The sequence below is a fragment of the Mannheimia indoligenes genome (genome assembly GCF_036880405.1).
GTDB classification, from domain to species: domain Bacteria; phylum Pseudomonadota; class Gammaproteobacteria; order Enterobacterales; family Pasteurellaceae; genus Mannheimia; species Mannheimia indoligenes.
The window spans coordinates 126,800-150,515 of sequence record NZ_JBAJJM010000012.1 but is presented as its reverse complement, the minus strand read 5'-3'; the positions used below and the strand labels follow the sequence as shown (position 1 = coordinate 150,515).

At 39.9% G+C, this 23,716-nt stretch carries 15 protein-coding genes and 3 tRNA genes; 3 read left to right on the top strand and 15 right to left on the bottom strand.

Features of this window, described 5'->3' with window-relative positions; all coding sequences use genetic code 11:
* Nucleotides 1-27: 27 nt before the first annotated feature.
* The 6 genes from V6W77_RS09380 to V6W77_RS09355 form a co-directional block, all read right to left on the bottom strand.
* Nucleotides 28-104: transfer RNA gene (locus tag V6W77_RS09380), tRNA-Pro, on the bottom strand.
* A 29-nt stretch (nt 105-133) separates the two neighbouring features.
* Nucleotides 134-209 (bottom strand) — tRNA-His (locus V6W77_RS09375).
* A gap of 28 nt (nt 210-237) precedes the next feature.
* Nucleotides 238-314 (bottom strand) — tRNA-Arg (locus tag V6W77_RS09370).
* A 156-nt stretch (nt 315-470) separates the two neighbouring features.
* Complete coding sequence (gene wecG, locus V6W77_RS09365) at nt 471-1,193, bottom strand: lipopolysaccharide N-acetylmannosaminouronosyltransferase (protein ID WP_334254486.1); 723 nt, start codon at nt 1,191-1,193, stop codon at nt 471-473.
* Complete coding sequence (locus V6W77_RS09360; RefSeq protein WP_334254485.1) at nt 1,183-2,448, bottom strand: WzyE family oligosaccharide polymerase; 1,266 nt, start codon at nt 2,446-2,448, stop codon at nt 1,183-1,185. Before V6W77_RS09360 ends, wecG begins: the two co-directional genes overlap by 11 nt.
* Nucleotides 2,441-3,511, bottom strand: coding sequence for a TDP-N-acetylfucosamine:lipid II N-acetylfucosaminyltransferase family protein (locus V6W77_RS09355; protein WP_334254484.1), 1,071 nt, complete (start codon nt 3,509-3,511; stop codon nt 2,441-2,443). The genes V6W77_RS09360 and V6W77_RS09355 overlap by 8 nt, the downstream gene beginning before the upstream one ends.
* Before the next feature lie 170 nt (nt 3,512-3,681).
* On the opposite strand from V6W77_RS09355, the gene glnA reads away from it, so the two are divergent.
* Entirely contained in the window at nt 3,682-5,103 is a 1,422-nt protein-coding gene (glnA, locus tag V6W77_RS09350; RefSeq protein WP_334254483.1) for a type I glutamate--ammonia ligase, read from the top strand.
* 34 nt (nt 5,104-5,137) lie between these two features.
* Here glnA and rffA read toward each other — a convergent pair whose 3' ends face one another.
* Genes rffA through wecA form a run of 5 tightly spaced genes read right to left on the bottom strand, consistent with a single transcriptional unit; the run spans nt 5,138 to nt 10,094 of the window.
* Nucleotides 5,138-6,286, bottom strand: coding sequence for a dTDP-4-amino-4,6-dideoxygalactose transaminase (rffA, locus tag V6W77_RS09345; RefSeq protein ID WP_334254482.1), 1,149 nt, complete (start codon nt 6,284-6,286; stop codon nt 5,138-5,140).
* Nucleotides 6,283-6,927, bottom strand: coding sequence for a dTDP-4-amino-4,6-dideoxy-D-galactose acyltransferase (gene rffC / locus V6W77_RS09340; RefSeq protein WP_334254481.1), 645 nt, complete (start codon nt 6,925-6,927; stop codon nt 6,283-6,285). The genes rffA and rffC overlap by 4 nt, the downstream gene beginning before the upstream one ends.
* The gene (gene wecC / locus V6W77_RS09335; RefSeq protein WP_334254480.1) at nt 6,915-8,159 is read right to left on the bottom strand and encodes a UDP-N-acetyl-D-mannosamine dehydrogenase; all 1,245 of its coding nucleotides are present in this window, start codon (nt 8,157-8,159) and stop codon (nt 6,915-6,917) included. Before wecC ends, rffC begins: the two co-directional genes overlap by 13 nt.
* 49 nt (nt 8,160-8,208) lie before the next feature.
* Nucleotides 8,209-9,018, bottom strand: coding sequence for an LPS chain length-determining protein (locus V6W77_RS09330; protein ID WP_334254479.1), 810 nt, complete (start codon nt 9,016-9,018; stop codon nt 8,209-8,211).
* Between the two features lie 11 nt (nt 9,019-9,029).
* The gene (gene wecA, locus V6W77_RS09325; RefSeq protein ID WP_283386515.1) at nt 9,030-10,094 is read right to left on the bottom strand and encodes a UDP-N-acetylglucosamine--undecaprenyl-phosphate N-acetylglucosaminephosphotransferase; all 1,065 of its coding nucleotides are present in this window, start codon (nt 10,092-10,094) and stop codon (nt 9,030-9,032) included.
* A 142-nt stretch (nt 10,095-10,236) separates the two neighbouring features.
* Between wecA and hemL the strand changes: the two genes are divergently transcribed.
* Nucleotides 10,237-11,517: a glutamate-1-semialdehyde 2,1-aminomutase gene (hemL, locus tag V6W77_RS09320; RefSeq protein ID WP_334254478.1), complete on the top strand. Its 1,281-nt coding sequence runs from the start codon at nt 10,237-10,239 to the stop codon at nt 11,515-11,517.
* 237 nt (nt 11,518-11,754) lie between these two features.
* Nucleotides 11,755-13,338 (top strand): DUF6119 family protein, encoded by a 1,584-nt coding sequence (locus V6W77_RS09315; RefSeq protein WP_334254477.1) that lies wholly within the window; start codon nt 11,755-11,757, stop codon nt 13,336-13,338.
* Nucleotides 13,339-13,395: 57 nt separating this feature from the next.
* Here the strand turns inward: V6W77_RS09315 and rpoC are convergent, their stop codons facing one another.
* The 4 genes from rpoC to V6W77_RS09295 all read right to left on the bottom strand — a co-directional run bounded on the left by rpoC (nt 13,396) and on the right by V6W77_RS09295 (nt 23,712).
* The gene (rpoC, locus tag V6W77_RS09310; protein WP_334254476.1) at nt 13,396-17,679 is read right to left on the bottom strand and encodes a DNA-directed RNA polymerase subunit beta'; all 4,284 of its coding nucleotides are present in this window, start codon (nt 17,677-17,679) and stop codon (nt 13,396-13,398) included.
* 181 nt (nt 17,680-17,860) lie between these two features.
* Nucleotides 17,861-21,886 carry a DNA-directed RNA polymerase subunit beta gene (gene rpoB / locus V6W77_RS09305; protein WP_334254475.1) on the bottom strand — a complete coding sequence of 1,342 codons (4,026 nt, stop codon included), beginning with the start codon at nt 21,884-21,886 and terminating at the stop codon, nt 17,861-17,863.
* Nucleotides 21,887-22,215: 329 nt separating this feature from the next.
* Nucleotides 22,216-22,722: a hypothetical protein gene (locus V6W77_RS09300; RefSeq protein WP_334254474.1), complete on the bottom strand. Its 507-nt coding sequence runs from the start codon at nt 22,720-22,722 to the stop codon at nt 22,216-22,218.
* A gap of 51 nt (nt 22,723-22,773) precedes the next feature.
* Complete coding sequence (locus tag V6W77_RS09295; protein WP_334254473.1) at nt 22,774-23,712, bottom strand: hypothetical protein; 939 nt, start codon at nt 23,710-23,712, stop codon at nt 22,774-22,776.
* Nucleotides 23,713-23,716: the final 4 nt, after the last annotated feature.

Genomic DNA, 23,716 nt, shown 5'->3' with positions numbered 1-23,716 from the left:
AAATTGTTAAAGAGCAAAAAAAAGAATTGGTCGGCGAGATAGGATTTGAACCTACGACCCACTGGTCCCAAACCAGTTGCGCTACCAAGCTGCGCTACTCGCCGTCAGTTACTCATTAAGAGTATATTTAAAATGGGGTGGCTAATGGGATTCGAACCCACGACAACTGGAATCACAATCCAGGGCTCTACCAACTGAGCTATAGCCACCATTGTGTTGATAGTGCTGCATTGACTCTGGTGCGCTCGACAAGATTCGAACTTGCGACCTTTGGCTCCGGAGGCCAACGCTCTATCCAACTGAGCTACGAACGCTTTGATTTACATCAATAAGTTATTGCGTCGCAACGGAGGCGTATATTATAGATTTCCATTCCCCTTGTCTAGCACTTTTTCAAAAAAATTTAAAAAAACATCTCATTTGATTTTATTTTATTCAAAACGTGTAATAAATATCAAATATGCTGATTTTTAGAGCTGATTCGTTACATAATAATAAGCATATCTCAGCAAATTGAGTTGTCGTTGCCAACGTGTGGGTTGATGTAATAAGCGATACAACCACTCCAGTCCTAAGTTTTGCCAGACTTTAGGTGCTCTTTTTGTCTTTCCGGTAAAAACATCGTAAGTTCCCCCTACCCCCATATAGAGAGCCTGCGGATATTCTTTATAGACTTTTTGAATAAATAGCTCTTGCTTTGGCGTTCCCATTGCAACACTGATAAATTTCGCTCCACTTTGCTTAATTTGGGTAATAAGAGAGTGCTCATCTTCGGCATTAAAATAGCCGTGATGCGTGCCGACAATATTGACATTCCATTTCACTAACTTAGCTTCAACTAACTTTAAATTCTCAGAAGTGCTACCCACTAAAAAAACAGGCACATTCAACTCCCCTGCTTTTTGCATTAGTTTTTCCCATAAATCTGCTCCTGCAATTCTTTCTATTTCCATATTTGGATATTTCTTTTTTACCGACTGAACAATGCTGATCCCATCTGCATAGTTAAACTCAGCGTCAGCAATCACTTGGTGTAGCTGCGGATTTTTTTCTGCATTAATCACTTTTTCCGCATTAATGGCGATCAATCTTCCCTGTTGAATGCTCTGCTCATTCATTAAAAAATTTGTAAAAATTTCCTGATTTTTAACCGCTTGTAACCTAATGCCACGAATAATGACGTTATCGAACATCTTGTTTCCCACCTATTAACTTCGCTAATAGCCAACAAACAGCAAAAACAATCGTAAAAAAGAGGAAGCGAGAGACAAAAGCATCCATTCCCTCTCGGACTAAAACAATCAAGTTGAACAAATTACCGAAACAATACGCCTGAATTAATGCGGAATTGACTGCTTTTCCATAGGTAAAAAAGTTATCTAACATTTTAATCAAAAACGCCACAACCGCCATTCCAATCGCAATTAACCAAAATCCACCCATAATATAGAAAGAACCTAATAACGTAGGTGAAATGGCTAAGCCTGAATGATTCCCCAAAATCACTTTAGTGAAATAATTTGCCGTGTTCCAAGCAATATCGGGGCGTTCTTGCCAAACAGATTGTGGAATATAGACATAAAAATCCCTCACAATTGGCATTAAACCTTGATATTCCACATCAGAAGATAATAAGCGGGCGAGATTTTCCCAAGGTGAAAAGGTATCTCGGCTCAAATATAAAAAGGTGTAGATCGTTTCACTGGCAGAAAGATTCAATTTATAGCGAGCGAGAGCGAGGAAAAACATTGCGATTACACCACTTAGCCCTAGCCAAACTACAGTGGATAGTGAAAGATACTTTTGCTGCAAACCAATCAGCAAGAAAAATGCCACCGCTAATGCTAAATTTGCTCTTGTACCGCCTACGGCGAAATAGGTTAGTAAGCCAAATAATCCGCCGATAATCAGCACGGTCCACCACGCTTTTTTGTTCTTATATAAGAAGAAAAAAATCAGAAGAGCCGGCAATAAAAAGTAGAAAAAACGTTTTAATGCTGAAAGCACGACCCAATCTTTAGCGAACAGCTGGCTATACTTTTCTAATTTAAAGAAGAGGAAACCGTTTAAATAAAGGAAGTAAAATAACGTTGAAATGGCAACTAACGCCAACATACAAGCGGTTATTTTTGCCTGAAAATTTGCAGATTTTGGCTCAAACGGCAGTGAAAAATAGCAACAGTAAGAATAAACGACAAAATAAATGAAATAGCCCACTCCGCTTGTCATAAACACCAACCATTGATGTTCAATGTTTGGGAGTAAGTAATCAAAGCCTAATGCCATTGCGAGAGAAAGCGGGAAGCCTGCGTAAAAGGTAATAAAATAGATCAGACTGAACAGTAAATGGAAAGTAAAGCCCGATTTCTGATAAAGCCGATAAAGTACGGTTAAAAATAGCCCTACGGAAACGAGGTAAAATCCGCCAAGAAACAGTAAATTATTCATTATGTATCAATTCAGTTAATTGTGTTTGCCATAATTTCAGATAAGTTTTAGGAAAAAATGCAATGTTGTTTTTATTCATATCACCTAATTGTTGTTTGACAGCTTGAATTTTTGAAAATGTCATATTCTCCGCCAACAGATAAGGCACTTGCTCGGCTTGCATATCCAAACCAAACGGATTATTCGGGTGCAACACGCAAGGAATATTCTGTTGGATCAACAAACAAATCGTACCAATGCCTTGTTGGCGTTCAAAGTTAAAATAGCCGAGATCGCATTGTGAAAGCAATAAAAGATATTCGTCAAAATCCAATTTTTCTCGCAGAATTTGCAAATTTTCCGCTAAAAATAACCGCTTGCCCTCTGCTTCCACTTGCTGAATATAGCATTCATTATTTGCCGGATAGCCCATTGGCACCATAATTCGTACGTTGTTGCCCAAACGCTGCTGGATTTCCTTTAATGCTTGAATATGATTATTAGAAGGATCGCCTGAATTGCCTAATAAAATAGTTAATTGATCATTTTTAACTCTCTGCACGCTATGTCGATCCGGCAATTTCGTTGCGAAATAGATTAACCGATCTTGTTCCGATCTTGATCTTATACGTCGCCAGACATAATCCAGATCACCCCTTGTTGCCCAGACTTGCTTTAACTTACGTTGAGCAAACCGCCTAATTGGATAAAATAACCTAAATTTCCAAGAAGCACAGACCTCATATAAATCCGCTCCCCAAATATGCCAGATAATATTTTCTGTTGATAATTTTCCTAACGCAATGGCAAGCCAAACCCACAGATTAAACTGACCGTGTAAGATAAAACAAGCGGTCGGATTTTGCTGATTTTTTGCAATGAGTGCTTGAGCAATTTGTTTTTGAGTAGAAAAAGTCGTTATCTCCAAATCAGGGAAATAGGTTTTAAGCATATCCTTACCCACTACATAAAAATAATAGGAAGAAGGCGGCAACGTAGGTAGCAACTCTTGTTGAAAAAACGTTAAAACACGCTGATTATGGTGTGGAATATCCGAGCCTAAAATATGATAAATCGGTTGCATAACGTTATTTCCTTCAGCCAAAAAATACTTCCAATTTTAACAAAAATTGACAATTCTGCCGAAATTTCTTTTGCATAAATGCGACTAAAAAACATCACATTTCCAGCTAAAAAAATGCTATGATGTGCGAGTTTTTATTTATTAATTTCGCTACGAGGAATACTTATATTATGTCGAACGCAATCGCTAACGTATCTAAACTGATTCAAGACAATGATATCAAATTTGTCTTATTAAAATTTACTGATATTAAAGGTAAAGAGCACGGAGTTTCATTACCAGTCAGTTTGGTCATCAATGATCTTGAAGACTTATTCGAGGAAGGCAAAATGTTCGACGGCTCGTCCGTTGAGGGCTGGAAAGCGATTAATAAAGCCGATATGCTTTTAATGCCAATTGCCGAAACTGCTGTTGTTGATCCTTTCGCTCGCATTCCTACCCTCACTATCCGCTGTTCAATTTACGACCCTAACACAATGCAGTCTTATGACCGCGACCCTCGCTCTATCGCTCAACGTGCAGAAAACTATTTAAAATCTACCGGTATTGCCGACAGCGTGATGTTCGGACCTGAGCCGGAATTTTTCCTATTTGATGATGTGCGTTTCAGCACCGAGATGAACAATGTCTCATACAAAATTGATGATGTTGAAGCCGCTTGGAATACCAACCGTAAATTTGAAGACGGTAACAATGGCTATCGCCCATTGAAAAAAGGCGGCTACTGTGCGATTGCCCCAATTGATACTGCTCACGATATTCGCTCAGAAATGTGCTTACTGATGGAAGAAATGGGCTTAGTGATCGAAGCTCACCATCACGAAGTGGCAACTGCAGGTCAAAATGAGATCGCAACCAAATTCAATAGCTTAACGTTAAAAGCGGACGAAACCCAAATTTACAAATACATCGTGCAAAATGTAGCGGTTGAACACGGTAAAACAGCCTGCTTTATGCCAAAACCGTTCGCAGGCGATAACGGTTCGGGAATGCACTGTAATATGTCGTTAAGCAAAGACGGCAAAAACGTCTTTATGGGCGACAAATACGCAGGCTTATCTGAAACTGCTCTTTACTATATCGGTGGTATCATCAAGCACGCTAAATCATTAAATGCCTTCACCAACCCAACGACTAACTCATATAAACGTTTAGTTCCGGGCTTTGAAGCACCTGTGTTATTAGCTTATTCAGCAAGTAACCGCTCAGCATCTATCCGTATTCCGGCAGTAACCAGCCCGAAAGCAACTCGTGTAGAAGCTCGCTTCCCAGACCCAATGGCAAACCCTTACCTTTGCTTCGCAGCATTATTAATGGCAGGTTTAGACGGTGTGATCAATAAAATCCACCCGGGCGATGCAATGGATAAAAACCTATACGATTTACCGCCGGAAGAGTTAAAAGATATTCCAACAGTTGCTTCATCGTTAGAATCTGCTCTTGATGCCTTAAGCAATGACTTTGAATTCTTAACTCAAGGTGGCGTGTTCACTAAAGATTTTATTGATGCGTATATCGGCATTCGCCGCAAAGAAGTTGAGCGTGTGAATATGACCCCACACCCGGTAGAATTTGAACTTTATTATTCATAATAGAGAACGGCTGAGAATAATCTCAGCCGTTTTTTTATTGTTCGAAAAAGCTTATTGTCGCCTCAATGACCCTAGATTGTTCTTGTTCAGTTAAATTATAAAACAGCGGCAATCTCACTAATCGTTCACTTTCTTTTGTAGTAAAACACTCTTCCCCACTAAATCTGCCAAACTTCCCCCCGGCAGGGCTGGAATGTAACGGTACATAATGAAACACTGTTAAGATCTTTTGAGCTTTCATAAACTCAATAAACGCCGAACGTTCAGCTAAATCTTTCAGTTTCAGATAAAACAAATGCCCGTTATGTTGATATTGTTCTGCCGAACTTGGTAGCACTACTCTGCCTGTTTGAGCTAACGGCAAAAAGGCTTGCAAATAGTTCTGCCACAAAGTTAATCGTTTTTGATTAATTTTATCTGCCACTTCAAGTTGAGCATACAAATAGGCAGCTTGAATTTCAGACATTAAAAAACTCGATCCAATATCCTGCCAACGGTATTTATCCACCTCACCACGAAAAAACCAGCTTCGATCCGTACCTTTCTCCCGTAAGATCTCCGCTCTAGCGATCAATGTCGGATCATTCAACACGATCGCTCCGCCTTCACCACCTGCCGAGTAATTTTTGGTTTCGTGGAAGCTATAGCAACCAATATGTCCAATTGAGCCTAATGCTCTGCCTTGATAAAACGCATTAACAGCTTGAGCAGCATCTTCCACTACATAAAGCCCGTGCTTTTCAGCAATCGCCATAATTTTTTCCATCTCGCACGCCACACCGGCATAATGCACAGGCACAATGGCTTTGGTTTTCGGTGTGATTGCTTGCTCGATTTGGTTTTCATCAATATTCATTGTATCAGGGCGAATATCCACAAACACGATTTTCGCCCCACGCAACACAAAAGCGTTGGCAGTAGAAACAAAAGTGTAACTTGGCATAATCACTTCATCACCAGGCTGAATATCCAACAACATCGCAGCCATTTCTAAAGCTGCCGTGCAAGAAGGTGTGAGTAGCACTTTACTGTGCGTGAGGTTTTTCTCCAGCCACTGTTCGCACAAATGGGTAAATTTACCATTGCCTGATAGCTTTCCGCTCGCCATTGCTTGTTGAATATAGCCAAGTTCCGAGCCAATAATCGGTGGTTGATTGAATGGGATAAGATCTGTGTTTTTCATAAATTGCTTGAAATTGCAGGATAAAACCAATAATAGACCGCTTGTATATTTGCCCCTAGAGATTGGTACAACCGAGCAGCCTTCAGATTACTACTTTGCGTAGCAACAAATAACTTATCTACCTGCTGTTGCTTCGCCCAATAGATTGCAGCGTGCAACAACGCAGAACCAGTCCCTTGTTGCTGAAAACGAGGCTCTACCGCCAGTAAGCCAATTTTAGCTTGCTTACCGGCGAATAAACGAACGGTAATCGCTCCTTGAAGTTGCCCTAATTCATTTCGTTTAATCAGGCAAATATCATCAAATTCGCCTTTCACTGCATTTTCAATCCACGTTTGATAAAAGCGTTGATTTTCCTCTATAGAAAAATAAGGCGGGCGGAAACGGCTATTTGGAAAAGCAGAACCAAATAATGAAATTAACTCAGGCAAATCAGACATCTTTGCTTCACTACAAGCGGTCGGATTTTGCAAAAATTTTACAAGATCGAATGCAAGTTCCACCTCGCCTTCTACAAAGATAAAACCTTGTTTTTGCAGTCGGTCTATGTGAACAAAATTATCAGCCGCTACTTTTGCTTGCACGATTTCTCTGCCGAAAAAATCAGAGAGCCATTTATCCGCCCTTATCATCTTAACCATATCCCTCTGCAATCAAGCAGATATTTTTGTTTCACACGGTCAATTGAGATTTGTTTGAATGGTGTATGATCAACCAATAGAACAATAAGATCGGCTTGGGAAAGTGCTGTAGCAGTATCAACTAATGTTACATTTTCTAACGATAAAGTCTGAATATTTGGTTCAACCGCCAGCACTTCGCCTTTGTGCCATTGTGCGATTTGTTGGGTAATCGCTAAAGCAGGGCTTTCTCGCAAATCATCAATATCCGGCTTAAAGGCTAAACCGAAACAAGCAATGGTTAGATCACCGGGTTTACAATTTTTCTCTACCACACAATCCGCCACAAGGGCTTTGAGTTTTTCTAACACCCATTGCGGCTTGGCATTATTTACTTCTCGTGCAGTACGAATTAAACGGGCTAATTGAGGCGATTGAGAAACAATGAACCAAGGGTCAACCGCAATGCAATGTCCGCCCACGCCGGCTCCGGGTTGTAGAATATTCACTCTTGGGTGCTGATTGGCAAGCTCAATGAGCTCCCACACGTTAATATCTAGCTCATCGCAAATCATTGAAAGTTCGTTGGCAAAAGCGATATTTACATCACGAAAGCTATTTTCCACCAGCTTACACATTTCAGCCGTGCGAGCTTGGGTTGAAATACAATTCCCTTTTGCAAAAATTTGGTATAAATCGACCGCTTGTTGGCTGCATTGGGGGGTTAAACCACCAATAATGCGGTTATTTTCCACCAATTCTGTCATTATTCTGCCGGGTAAAACACGTTCAGGGCAGTAGGCAATATGCACATCGGCAGGAAAGGCTAAATCGGAACGAGCTTGGCTTAACCACTCGGCTAATTTTTCTGTTGTACCGACAGGCGAAGTGGACTCAAGCACCACCAAATTCCCTTTGCGTAAATAAGGGGCGATAGCTAAAGCAGCATTTTGCATATAGGAGAGATCGGGCTTTTTCCCTAATAGTGGCGTTGGCACGGCAATAATAAAGGCATCCGCCTCCTCAGGCGTTTGAGTTGCAAAAAAATATCCATTTTTGACCGCTTGTGTAAAGGCTGTTTGCAAATCAGGCTCAATAATATGAATTTTGCCTTGCTTGAGGCTTGCTACAACTTGCTCATTAATATCCACCCCAATCACTTGCTTACCTGCATTGGCAAAAGCCACCGCCGTTGGCAGCCCGATATAGCCTAAGCCAATAATACAAATTCGATTAAATTTAGTTTTTTGCATCTTTACCCATTAAAAAGAGAAATGGCACACTACTCGTGTGCCATTTTAATTATACTTCTTCTAATGCTACATTAGTTTTTGCTCTTACTGCAAAACTTAACATAAAGCCGATAAGCAATCCGCCTAATGCTCCAACCATTAACCAAAACAGGCGATCCGGCGATTCTGCTTTTAGTGGAATAGCAGGCGATTTCACTAAACGATAAGCTTTTAATTGGTTATCCAATGGCTGAACCGAACGCATCATTTGCAATTTTGCCGCCCAGTCTTGATTACCTTTTGTTCCAACATTTAACTCTGAAGCAGTTTTAATTTGTTGGAATAATACCTTCCATTTCGCAATTAAATCGGCGTTTAACTTCTCACGAGCTTGAGAGTTTACCAGTGGAATAAAATCCGTTAATAATTTTTGAGCATCTTCTGCATTTTCTAAAGTTAAACTCAGATTATCGGCAGAAGTGGTAACATCTTTTTGGAAACTAAACTGCTCAACCAATTCAGCCGCCACAATCGCTGTCGATTTTTTCTCAACTTGAGCCTTTAGCTTTACCACTTCATTTTCTAATAAGTAAGCTTGAAGCAAATCAGCAGAGTTCAAATTGCGTTTAAATTCCTCATAGGCTTGTTCCACCGCATCTTTCTGGGTGGCTTGGCTACTGAGTTCCGGCGTATTACTACTCAAAAACCGATAAGTAGAAAGCAACGAATAATAATTACCTAAATCAGGAATGCTCGGTTGCTCAAACTGAGCGGTTACTTGCCATTTTTCAGGCTGAGTATAACTCAAACCATAACCAGCACCGCCCCCAATGGCAGCAAATAAAATCAGAACTAAAAAACGATAAAATAGCGTTTTCACAACAATTTCCTTTAAACTTGTTTAGTGCGTTTTGCACGGCGTTTCAAACGGCGAATAAAACGCGTTATACGCCACGCGTGGGTAATTGAATAGGCGTATAAAAAGAACAAACCGATGAACATCAACATCATTACCCATTGGTTCCAGTAATATACTTCGCCCAATATGCCAAGTGTGGCACAAAAACCAGCCCAAAGTGTAATCACTAACAGGGCTTGGCGAGAGGTTAATCCCGCTCGCATCATTAAATGGTGCAAATGCAAGCGGTCAGGTTTGAACGGACTTTTACCTTTTTTCAAACGGCGAATAATTACTGCCACCATATCAATAAGAGGAACGGCAATCAGCCATAACCCTGTAATCGGGCTGATTGGTGAGCCTTGTCCTTGCGTGCTTAACAGTAAAATCCAAATAATAGTAAAGCCAATCAGCATACTGCCTGAGTCGCCCATAAATACTTTCCATTTTGCACCAAATAGACTTAAGTTGAACATTGCATACGGCAGTAGTACAAGAATGATAGCAAAACACCAATAGCCTAAAGTTGGCTCATCTTTAATAAACATCAATGTGCCAAGCCCTGCGAAGCTCACACTTGAAAGTCCTGCTAATAAGCCATCAATACCATCAACCATATTGAAGGCATTAATAACACCAATCGTAATGAAAACGGTAAATACAATGCCAAGCCAGCCTAGCTCAATACTAAATGGGGCGATTATCTGCCCTAAACTGCTCAGCGATAAGCCACTGTAAATCATCGCCCCTGCTAACGCGGCTTGAATGCCGGCTCGCAGTAGTGGGCTGATGTCAAAGCGATCATCTAACACGCCGATAATCAGCAAAATAGAAACTGCCGTGAGATAAAGCTCCGGCAGTCGCATATCTTGCCACTGCATAAAATAAAAGGTGAGATTACCGATAAATAATGCAATACCACCAATTAACGGGATTAAACCTTGATGGCGTTTACGAAAGTTTGGTTTATCGACTAAACCCACAAATTCCGCCACTGGTCGCATAACGATTAAGGCAAGAAACGAAACGATAAAAACGGTAAGAAAAGTAAGCCACATAGTGGGATTACCTCAAAAAAATGAGCAATAAAATAGATGTTCAGCATAGCACAAGGCAGCAAAGTCGCAAAATTTTTTAGCGAAAATAGGGGCTTTTCAGTACAATAGAGAGCAAATTTATCAAAACTGAAAAGGAATTATTATGTCAATGTCAGAACAACTATTTGAACAAGCCCAAAAAGTGATTCCGGGCGGGGTAAACTCCCCCGTTCGTGCATTCAAAGGAGTCGGTGGCACACCTGTTTTTATTGAAAAAGCCGCAGGTGCTTATATTACGGATAGCGATGGCAAACAATATATCGACTATGTTGGTTCTTGGGGACCAATGGTGCTAGGACATAACCACCCGGCTATTATTGATGCCGTATTAAAAGCCGTGCCAAACGGCTTAAGTTTCGGTGCTCCAACTGCGGCTGAAATCACCCTTGCCGAATTAGTCTGCAAATTAGTACCATCGATTGAAATGGTGAGAATGGTAAGCTCCGGCACAGAAGCTACAATGTCTGCTATTCGCTTAGCTCGTGGCTACACAGGGCGAGATAAAATCATCAAATTTGAAGGCTGCTACCACGGGCATTCTGATTCACTTCTAGTGAAAGCCGGTTCAGGTGCTTTAACACTTGGTCAGCCAAGTGGTCCGGGCGTACCGGCAGATTTTGCGAAACACACGCTTACTTGCACTTATAACGATTTAGATTCGGTGAAAGCAGCATTTGAACAATATCCAAATGAGATCGCTTGTTTAATTGTTGAGCCTGTTGCCGGTAATATGAACTGTATTCCGCCACAAGAAGGCTTTTTGCAAGGCTTGCGTGAGCTTTGTACTCAATACGGTGCAGTATTTATTATTGATGAAGTAATGACAGGCTTCCGTGTCGCACTTGGTGGAGCTCAATCTTACTACGGCGTTACACCTGATTTAACTACGCTCGGCAAAATTATCGGCGGCGGTATGCCGGTGGGTGCATTCGGCGGTAAAAAAGAAATTATGGAACACATCGCCCCAACCGGTCCGGTTTACCAAGCAGGCACGCTTTCAGGCAACCCGATTGCAATGGCAGCAGGTTTAGCTTGCTTAACTGAATTATCGAAAGCGGGCAATGAAACCATTTTAGCTGAAAAAACCAAAACCCTCGCTGAAGGCTTTAAAGCTCTTGCAGATAAGCACAATGTGCCATTAACGGTACAATATGTCGGCGGGATGTTCGGCTTATTCTTCACCGAACAAAAAGCTATTACCAACTTCCAAGAAGTAATGAAATGCGATGCCGCCAAATTCAACCGTTTCTTCCACCTAATGTTAGAACAAGGCGTGTATTTAGCCCCATCAGCATTCGAGGCAGGGTTTATGTCTTTAGCTCACACAGATGAAGATATTGCCCGCACGTTAGAGGCTGCGCATAAAGCGTTTGGGGAGTTATAGTGGAGGTACAAGCGGTTGGATTTACTCGCTACGCTCGCTCCTTCGGAGCCGTTGGCAAAGCCAACGTTCAAACGCAAGCGTTTGTTGAGGGAAATTTGCAGATTTTTGAGGGAATTTAACCGCTTGTATTAAAGATACCATTTATCAGATGTTGCAAGTGCTAATTCTTGTATTATCAGAAGCAAGTTAGGTTAGTAAATTTAGGTATATATACTTATATTTAAAGGATAGATTATTATGGCTAGAACTAAAACAAATCGTATAAATATCTTTAAATTAAGATCACATTTTACTCTCGATAATTTCTCTTCTATAAATGAATACGAAAAGATTTTCTCAGATGAAAAAAGTAGTTTATTTATACAAAAAAATAAAAGAAGCACTCCTGAATGGAGTAATTTTATAACACCGTTAGCACCTGGAATATCATTCGAGAATTATTCAAATAGTTTTATCTATCTAATAAACTATAAAAATAACCTTTATGCCCTTACTGGGGGATATGGGTTTAAGATTATTCAAGAGTATATTGAAGATGAATTTGGATTAGATGTTGCCTTGCGATTAATAGATAATTTATCTATTTCTTCTATCCATCAGTTTTCTATAAAGAGCCAAACAAGGCAAATACAAAGAAGTGTAGCGAATTATAACCCTAACTTCGACAATGAAAACTATAATAAAATATTAAAAAGTATATCAGGAAAAGGGGAATTCTCAGGAAAACACTTTGTAGTGCAAGGTAAATCATCTATTGTTCTCCGCACAGAAAAAGATATTAGACATATAGAGCATGTGCTTGATGAAATTAATAAAATTCTAGGACAAGAAGAAAAAATTAAGATGCCAAAATCGTATAAACAAGTTAAAAATAAGGAATTAATACACAAGTTAAATTTAAATTGTTATAGGAAACTATATAAGTTCTATAAAAATATCAATAGCAGCCACTCTACCTTGTACTTAGATTTACCAGATCCATTCAAACGATTTGATTATTCTGAATATGAATTATCTATTAAAAATAATAAATTCGAAATAAAGGAGCTTGATATAGATGAAATCAAAGTCCGTATTCAAGAAAATTTTCAAATGAATCTATCTCTTAAAGAACTATTAAATATACATATTATGGGAATAACAACTGAGGGAGAAAAAGATTTTTATCACAATAACTCACTAGAAAGGCTTATTGTTTGCGAAGCTTCTTTAAATAATCAGCATTACGTAAAATTAGATGGCAAATGGTTTAATATTTTAGATAATATCATTTCTTTTATAGATGATAAAATAAGGAATATTACCATTGAAAATGATTATCTACCAAAATGGAATGCTGATGACATAAAAAACAAAATTATTTCCATAGAAAAAAATGAGGATAGAAAAACTTATGCTGAACAGATATATAATGATGAGGTTTCTAAACAGAAAGGTTTCTTATTACTTGATCGAAATTTAATTAAGACTGATGAAAAGTCAAAAATTGAACTTGCCGACCTTTATGATCATAGTAAACATCGTTTTATTCACATTAAAAATGTCTGGGGAGCAAAATCCTCATACCTATTTTCACAAGCATATATAGCATCTACTTTATATGCAAACTCAAAAGAATTTAGAGAAAAATGTACAAGCGTCTTTACTATTTCAGAAGAAACAAAGAAAACTGTTGTAATTGCTATTGCAATAGAATCTAATAAAATTAGTGGTTTTCCTCTTAATATGAGTTCTTTCTCGAAGATAAGTTTATTTAATACTATAAATAATATAAGGAATGATGGATATGATGTTATTTTAACTCCAATAGAAATCATATAATAAACAAAAAGCCCCCAGAGCTTTCGTTCTGGGGGCTTTTTATCTATACGCTACGAATTATTCTTCATCACCTGCATTTAATAACGCAGCTAAACTTTGAGTTGCATCGTCTGCAACAAATTCAAATTCAGCTTCGATGTCTGCATCGGTTACAAATGAGTTTACTTTCGTAGCCGGAGCTTCAAACTCAGGAGCTACTGCGATGCCTGCTTCAAGTTGTGCACGTTTTTTCGCACGAGCTTGGTGGTAAGCAAAACCTGTACCTGCCGGGATTAAGCGACCAACGATTACGTTTTCTTTTAAGCCACGTAACTCATCTTGTTTACCTGCCACTGCTGCTTCAGTAAGCACTCGAGTAGTTTCTTGGAACGATGCTGCAGAAATAAAGCTTTCTGTCGCAAGTGATGCTTTGGTAATACCAAGCAATTCACGCTCGAACTCAACAAGTGGTTTGCCTTCTGCTTCACGTTTGCGGTTAGCAATTTTCACACGAGCTACTTCTACTTGTTCTCCGTCTAGGAATTCAGAGTCGTAAGCGTTAGTAATGGTTGCCTTACGTAACATTTGGCGAACGATAACTTCAATATGTTTATCGTTAATTTTTACCCCTTGTAAGCGGTAAACTTCTTGTACTTCGTTTACAATGTAGTCTGTTACTGCGTGTACGCCACGTAAACGCAAGATATCGTGTGGAGTTTCTGCACCATCAGAGATTACATCACCACGTTGTACCATCTCGCCTTCGAATACGTTTAATTGACGCCACTTTGGAATCATTTCTTCGTACGCTTCGCCTTCAGCCGGAGTAATTACCAAGCGGCGTTTACCCTTGGTTTCTTTACCGAATGATACGATACCTGAAATTTCTGCCAAGATTGCCGGATCTTTCGGTTTACGTGCTTCAAATAAATCTGCTACGCGTGGAAGACCACCGGTAATATCTTTCGTACCTACAGATTCTTGTGGAATACGAGCTAACGCTTCACCCACCGCGATTTCTGCACCGTCATCTAAGGTTACAATCGCTTTACCCGGTAAGAAGTATTGTGCCGGAACGTCTGTACCCGGAATTAAGATATCGTTACCGTTGCTATCCACTAAACGCAATGCCGGACGTAAGTCTTTACCTGCAGTTGCACGTTCACCCACATCTTGTACTACGATTGATGATAAACCGGTTAATTCATCAGTTTGACGAGTTACGGTTAAGCCATCCACGATGTCGCTGAATTGGATACGACCTGATACCTCTGAGATAACCGGCATTGTATGCGGATCCCAGTTCGCTACCACTTCACCTGCATTCACCTCTGCACCGTCATGCTTAGAAAGCACTGCACCATAAGGCACTTTGTAGTTTTCTTTTGTACGACCGAAGGTATCTACAACTGTTAATTCTGTATTACGAGAAGTTAGAACAATCTTACCTTCTTTGTTGGTAACGAATTTCGCGTTTGCTAATTTAATCGTACCTGCATTTTTCACTTGAATGCTAGATTCTTTCGCTGCCGCAGATGCCGCACCACCGATATGGAACGTACGCATCGTTAGCTGTGTACCCGGCTCACCGATTGATTGTGCCGCAATAACACCCACTGCTTCACCTTGATTAATTAAGTGTCCACGTGCGAGATCACGTCCGTAACATTTTGCACACACACCGAAGTCTGTATCACAAGTTACCACCGAACGTACTTTGATCACATCAACTGACTCACGATCCACCACATCACACCATTTTTCATCTAATAAGGTATTACGTGGAATTAATACTTCATCTGTACCCGGTTTTAACACATCTTCCGCTACCACACGACCTAATACACGATCACGCAGAGCTTCTTTTACATCACCACCCTCGATTAATGGGGTCATCACGATACCTTCGTGTGTACCACAGTCATCTTCGATGATCACTAAATCTTGTGCTACATCCACTAAACGACGGGTTAAGTAACCTGAGTTCGCTGTTTTTAATGCCGTATCCGCAAGACCCTTACGTGCACCGTGGGTAGAAATAAAGTACTGAAGAACGTTCAAGCCTTCACGGAAGTTTGCCGTGATCGGCGTTTCGATAATCGAACCATCCGGACGTGCCATCAAGCCACGCATACCCGCTAACTGACGAATCTGTGCCGCAGAACCACGAGCACCGGAGTCTGCCATCATAAAGATGCTGTTGAATGATGCTTGTTTTTCAGGATTACCTTCACGGTTGATGACTTCTTCCGTTGAAAGGTTTTCCATCATCGCTTTTGCAACACGTTCGTTTGCCGCCGCCCAAATATCGATTACTTTGTTATAACGCTCACCGGCAGTTACTAGACCGCCATTGAATTGCTCTTGAATTTCAGCAACTTCTGCTTCAGCTGCTTCAATGATTGAGTATTTTTGTTCTGGGATAACCATATCATCAATACCAACCGATGCACCTGAACGTGCCGCGTAGGCGAAACCTGTGTACATAATTTGGTCAGCTAAAACCACCGACTCTTTCAAACCTAAACGACGGTAGCTCTCGTTAATTAATTTCGAGATCGCTTTTTTACCTAATGTTTGGTTGAATAAGCTAAATGGCATACCTTTTGGTGCAATCATCCATAAGATTGCACGACCGATAGTGGTATCCACTAATTCAGTTTTAGCAACAAACTCGCCTGCTTCATTTTTCTCATATTCAGTTACACGCACTTTAACACGAGAGTGTAATTCTGCCTGACCGGTACGGTAAGCTTTTTCCGCTTCACGTGGGTCTAGGAAGTACATTCCTTCGCCTTTACCGTTTACTTTCTCACGGGTCATATAGTACAAGCCTAATACAACGTCTTGAGATGGTACGATAATCGGATCACCACTTGCCGGTGAAAGTACGTTGTTGGTAGACATCATTAACGCACGAGCTTCTAACTGAGCTTCAAGTGTTAATGGAACGTGTACCGCCATTTGGTCTCCATCGAAGTCCGCGTTGAACGCCGCACACACAAGTGGGTGTAACTGGATTGCTTTACCTTCGATCAGTAACGGTTCAAACGCTTGAATACCTAAACGGTGAAGCGTTGGTGCACGGTTCAGAAGAATCGGATGCTCACGGATAACTTCTGCAAGAATATCCCATACGATCGGATCTTCACGTTCTACCATTTTCTTCGCAGCTTTGATAGTTGATGCAATGCCACGAGATTCTAATTTAGAGTAGATAAACGGACGGAATAATTCCAATGCCATTTTTTTCGGTAAACCACATTGGTGTAAGCGTAAGTATGGACCTACGGTAATTACCGAACGACCTGAATAGTCTACACGTTTACCTAATAAGTTTTGACGGAAACGACCTTGTTTACCTTTGATCATATCTGCCAAAGATTTTAACGGACGTTTGTTAGAACCGGTAATCGCACGACCACGACGACCGTTGTCTAATAACGCGTCTACAGACTCTTGTAACATACGTTTTTCGTTACGCACGATAATATCCGGTGCAACTAAGTCTAATAAGCGTTTTAAACGGTTATTACGGTTGATTACACGGCGATATAAATCGTTTAAGTCAGACGTTGCAAAACGACCACCATCAAGCGGAACTAACGGACGTAAATCCGGTGGCAATACCGGTAATACTGTCATTACCATCCACTCAGGTTTGTTGCCTGATTGCAAGAATGCTTCTAAAGTTTTTAAACGTTTAGTGATTTTTTTACGTTTGGTTTCAGAGTTAGTTTCTTGTAACTCTTCACGCAATACTTCGCATTGGTGTTCTAAATCTAAATCACGAAGTAATGCTTGGATACCTTCTGCACCCATTTTCGCTTCAAACTCATCGCCCCAACGCTCTTCAGCATCCATAAACTGTTCTTCGGTTAATAGCTGATTTTTCTCTAAATCAGTCATACCCGGCTCAGTTACCACATAGCTTTCGAAATAAAGTACACGTTCAATATCACGTAACGGCATATCTAAAATTAAGCCGATACGGGACGGAAGTGATTTTAAGAACCAAATATGGGCAACCGGACACGCTAATTCGATATGCCCCATACGCTCACGGCGTACTTTAGTTTGGGTTACTTCAACACCGCATTTTTCACAAATTACACCACGATGTTTTAAACGTTTATATTTACCACATAAACACTCGTAATCTTTTACCGGTCCGAAAATACGTGCACAGAATAAACCATCACGCTCTGGTTTGAAGGTACGGTAGTTAATCGTTTCCGGTTTTTTTACTTCACCGAACGACCAAGAACGGATCTTGTCCGGTGATGCTAAACCAATTTTAATCACATCAAAATCATCGCTTGATTTTGTTTGTGCTTTTAAAAACTTCACTAAGTCTTTCACTTTTTTGCCCCTAGGGTAGGTTTTTAAGTTCGCCCCGCCATTAGCCGAGCGAGTAAATTTTGTCTACAAGCGGTTAGATTTTGCAAAATTTTTACGAAATTTAACCGCTTGTTGTAGTTTATTCTCCGATCTGCTCCCCTCTTTTCTAAAGAGGGAAGTTTGATCAAGGGAAAATCAACTATTACGCTTCGTCTAACTCCATATCGATCGCTAATGCACGGATCTCTTTGGTGATTACATTAAATGACTCTGGGATACCCGGCTCCATATAATGTGTGCCGTCTACGATATTTTTGTACATCTTCGTACGACCGTTCACGTCATCTGATTTCACTGTGAGCATTTCTTGTAAGGTGTAAGCAGCACCGTATGCTTCTAATGCCCAAACCTCCATCTCACCGAAACGCTGACCACCGAACTGAGCTTTACCACCCAACGGTTGTTGAGTAACAAGGCTATAAGAACCAGTTGAACGTGCGTGCATTTTGTCATCAACTAAGTGGTTCAATTTGAGCATATACATATAACCAACAGTTACAGGACGCTCGAATTTCTCACCTGTGCGACCATCGTAAAGGGTAATCTGACCTGAAGTCGGTAAGCCACCTAATTCTAATAAGCCTTTGATCTCCGTTTCGTGAGCACCATCGAATACAGGTGTTGCAAGCGGTAAACCTTTACGTAAGTTTTGCGCTAAACGCATTACTTCTTCATCTGTGAAGGTGCTTAAATCAACCACTTGTGAACCGTGTCCTAAGTCATACGCTTTTTGGATATATTCACGTAATTTAGCAATTTCTTGCTGTTGCTTAATCATATTGTCGATCTGATCACCGATACCACGAGCCGCTAAGCCTAAGTGAGTTTCTAAGATCTGACCGATGTTCATACGAGATGGAACACCTAACGGGTTCAACACGATTTCAACCGGCTGACCGTTTTCATCGTATGGCATATCTTCAACAGGGTTGATTTTTGAGATAACACCTTTGTTACCGTGACGACCAGCCATCTTATCACCCGGTTGGATTTGGCGTTTAACCGCAAGGTACACTTTAACTACTTTTAACACGCCCGGTGCTAAATCATCGCCTTGAATGATTTTATTACGTTTGATTTCAAGTTTACGTTCAAACTCTTTGCGTAACTCTTCGTGTTGTTCCGCTAACTGCTCTAATTGATTTTGTTTAGCTTCGTCATCTAAAGTTTGTTCTAACCATTTCTCACGAGCAACGCCATCTAGTGCAGACTCTTTCACGCCACCTTCAATTAATAGGTTGCGAACACGAGTGAATAAACCGGCTTCTAAGATTTCTAACTCTTCAGATAAATCTTTCTTCGCTTCACGAAGTTGAAGTTCTTCGATTTCTTTCGCACGTTTATCTTTTTCTACGCCATCACGGGTAAATACTTGAACATCGATAACCGTACCTGAAGTACCGTTTGGTACACGAAGTGAAGAATCTTTAACGTCTGATGCTTTTTCACCGAAGATCGCACGTAATAGTTTCTCTTCCGGTGTTAATTGGGTTTCACCTTTAGGGGTTACTTTACCCACTAAGATGTCGCCACCTTTTACTTCCGCACCGATGTAAACAATACCTGATTCATCTAATTTGCTTAATGCTGATTCACCCACGTTTGGAATATCTGCTGTGATTTCTTCAGCACCTAATTTGGTATCACGAGCTACACAAGATAATTCTTGAATGTGGATTGTCGTGAAGCGATCTTCTTGAACCACACGCTCAGACACTAACATTGAGTCTTCGAAGTTATAACCGTTCCAAGGCATAAATGCCACACGGATATTTTGACCTAACGCTAATTCACCTAAGTCTGTTGAAGGACCGTCTGCTAAGATCTCACCACGAGCTACCGGCTCGCCTAAGTTCACACAAGGTACTTGGTTGATACAGGTGTTTTGGTTTGAACGGGTGTATTTAATTAAGTTATAGATGTCGATACCCGCTTCGCCCGGAATCGTTTCATCTTCATTCACTTTAACTACGATACGAGATGCATCAACATACTGAACTGTACCACCACGTTTTGCAACAATCGCTACACCAGAGTCAAGGGCGATTGGTTTTTCCATACCCGTACCGACTAATGGTTTATCCGCACGTAATGTTGGGACAGCTTGACGTTGCATGTTCGCACCCATCAACGCACGGTTCGCATCGTCGTGCTCTAAGAACGGAATTAACGCTGCCGCCACAGAAACCACTTGTTGGGTTGAGATGTCCATATACTGAACTTCTTCTGGCTTGAATAAACCTGACTCACCTTGCTGACGGCAAGTTACATAAGTATCGGTAAAGCGGAAGTTCTCATCTAAGTTTGAGTTCGCCTGAGCAATGATATTATTGCTCTCTTCAATTGCTGATAAGTACTCGATCTCTTCTGTTACTTGACCATCAACCACTTTACGGAATGGGGTTTCTAAGAAACCGTAGTTATTGGTACGAGCATACACAGAAAGTGAGTTGATCAAACCGATGTTTGGACCCTCTGGGGTTTCGATTGGACACAAACGACCGTAGTGAGTCGGGTGAACATCTCGAACCTCAAAGCCCGCACGCTCACGGGTTAAACCACCCGGACCTAATGCAGAGATACGGCGTTTGTGTGTAACCTCTGAAAGCGGGTTATTTTGGTCCATAAATTGCGAAAGTTGTGAAGAGCCGAAGAATTCTTTCACTGCCGCAGAAATCGGTTTCGCATTGATTAAATCTTGTGGTGTTACGCCATCTAAATCACCTAAAGATAAACGCTCACGCACTGCACGCTCAACACGCACTAAACCAATACGGAATTGGTTTTCTGCCATCTCGCCCACAGAACGGATACGACGGTTACCTAAGTGGTCGATATCATCCACCTCACCACGACCGTTACGGATCTCAATTAATTTTTTCATCACACCGATGATATCATCGTTGCTTAAAATGCCCGTACCTTCGCCTTCAGGGATTTCTAAAGAGCGGTTAAATTTCATACGACCTACAGCAGATAAATCATAACGCTCTGCTGAGAAGAACATATTGTCAAATAACGCTTCTGCTGCTTCTTTTGTTGGTGGCTCACCCGGACGCATCATACGGTAAATTTCCACTAACGCACTTAAACGGTCGTAAGTTGGATCAACACGTAATGTTTCAGAAATGTATGGACCGTGATCTAAATCGTTGGTAAATAGTACTTCAATCTCTTTATAGCCTGCTGCCGAAAGGTTCGCTAACATCTCCATTGAGATTTCCATATTCGCAGGACAGATCACTTCACCTGATGATAAATCAACATAATCTTGTGCTGCTACTTTACCGACGATGTACTCCACCGGCACTTCGATTTGTGTCACGTTATCTTTTTCTAACGCACGAATGTGACGAGCAGTGATACGGCGACCCATTTCAACATACACTTTACCGTTTGCTGCAATATCAAATGAAGCTGTTTCGCCTCTTAAACGCTCAGGCACTAACGTCATTAATAATTTGTTATCAACAATTTCAAATTTAACTTTCTCGAAGAATAAATTTAAGATTTCTTCGGTCGTGTAGCCCAATGCACGCAGAATAATAGTTGCCGGTAATTTACGGCGACGGTCGATACGAGCGAATAAGTTATCTTTCGGATCGAACTCAAAATCTAACCAAGAACCACGGTAAGGAATAATACGTGCGTTATAAAGCACTTTACCTGATGAGTGGGTTTTACCTTTGTCAGAATCGAAGAACACGCCCGGGCTACGGTGTAATTGAGAAACAATAACACGCTCAGTACCGTTGATAACAAAAGTACCGTTGTCGGTCATTAATGGGATTTCGCCCATATACACGTTTTGCTCTTTAATATCTTTGATTGTACCGGCAGCAGCCTCACGGTCGTAAGACACTAAACGCAATTTCACGCGTAATGGTGCAGCATAGGTTGTGCCACGGATTTGACATTCACGCACGTCAAACACCGGCTCACCTAATTCGTAAGAAACGTATTGCAATTCAGTTGCACCGTTGTTGCTCACAATCGGGAAAACTGAACGGAATGCCGCTTCTAAACCTTGTTGCCCTTCAGGATCTTTTTCAATAAATTTTTCAAAAGAATCAAGCTGAATTGTTAATAGATAAGGTACGTTCAGAACTTGTGGACGTTTGCCAAAGCTCTTACGAATACGCTTTTTCTCGGAATATGAATATGCCATTTTTTAAGATAGCCTCTGAAATATATTTTGGTTGAGATTACACAATCCGACACGAAAGACTCGGTTGGAAGTGGCATTATAAAAAACTGTACGAGGTGTCATTTTCCAATCGCCAATCAAGCAGTCAAAAATCACTACTGCAAGCGGTCAAATTGGGCAGGAAATTTGCAAATTTTGTTGATTAAAATGACAAAACCAACACTTGCGTTCAAGCACAAAAGGCTGACCGGTCAAGCCGTCAGCCAATTTTTACTAAAAATGGTTGTAAATTATAGCCTTTTTTTTATAAATTAACAACTCACAATAGTCTAAAAAACACCAAACTATGCTTATTTAAAGCTTGTATTTCTACGACAAGTTTTACGAATGGTTTCAGCAAAATTTTCTGCTGCTTGTTGTCCTTGTTGCTTCGATAAACGTAAGTATTTTGCTTTATATAAACGAGCTAATACTTCATCATCATATTCTTTATAATATCCTATATTTACTCCCACTCTAGCAAGTGATTGCTCAGGATCCTCTTCAGAAATGAGAATACCAAATTCTTTAGGATAATCCTCAAAAGAATTTCCTACACGAACTTTTTTACCGTAACAGATTTCAGGGTATGTTACTTCTGTACCTTTAATAAAACTGGGCATAATAACTATAATAGAAAGCATACTCAAAGTTATTAATTTATGCTGTGAAATATATTTCAATAATCTTGAAGAAGTATTTTTTCTAAATTTACCTTCTATATTAATTTTACGATAAAAACATATTAACCTGTCTATTAAAAAACTAAACCTTTCTAACTTAATAAAATTATTAATAAAGTCCTTTATACTGCTCATATAATCACCTTAAAAATAAGGCATAACACTCCTGCTATGCCAATAATTCAATCAATCTAATTTCTTATATAAATTTACAGTAAGCCCCAGCTCTTTTATCGCAGCAACTGTAGGTCCACAATACATATTATTCATTAATTCAAATGATTTTTCTTCTATTTCTGCATAAGTACTTCTTGTTATTTCATCAGGATTTTTTGCATTTTTACTCACTAAAAAATCATCAAATGGCTGATAACAATATTGATTATAGGATTCTTTTAATTTCTCCCAATCCGCCATATAAGTAAATTTAAGCTCTTCAAATTTTAATTTTAATGTTTGATTCCAAACACCACAGGCAGAATTTTCTCTCTTATCTAATTTACAATATTCAGGCTCTTTAACTAAATCATCTACAGATAATGCCATTAAGGTATCATAGCCTTGTTTAACAAAATAAACATAACTATAATAGGTTAACTTCTCAGGAGTATTACCACTAGGTCGATTATCTTGAAATTGTTGTAATAAATGTTTTAATGACCAAAGTTTAAACTCTTTATTAGTAGAAATAATCTTAGAAATTGCCTTATCCCAACTTAGATTAGAATATTTATTAATTTCTTCTTTAACTACTTTATCAAGTATTTCTTGTTTTTCTTGTTCTTCCTTCTCCCGTTTTTGCTTTTCTTGTTGTCTTTTATATTCAGCAATCTTGCCACTAAGTAATTCACAGCTTACTGAATTATTGATAACATTATCAAAGTTTGCATTAACAAATTTTACTATATTTTCATTTTTTACCTTATCACTACGTAACACTGAATCATATTTATCAAAATAAGTTTCTTCACAGTAACTACTAGATAATTCATCCATCCGCTCAGGGTTCTTAATATAAAACTCAAAAGACTCTAATTTAGGCATATCAACAATAATATCTTCATTACCACAAGCAGATAATAACATCCCAGAAATAATCACAGAGAGTTGTAATATTTTTTTCATAACT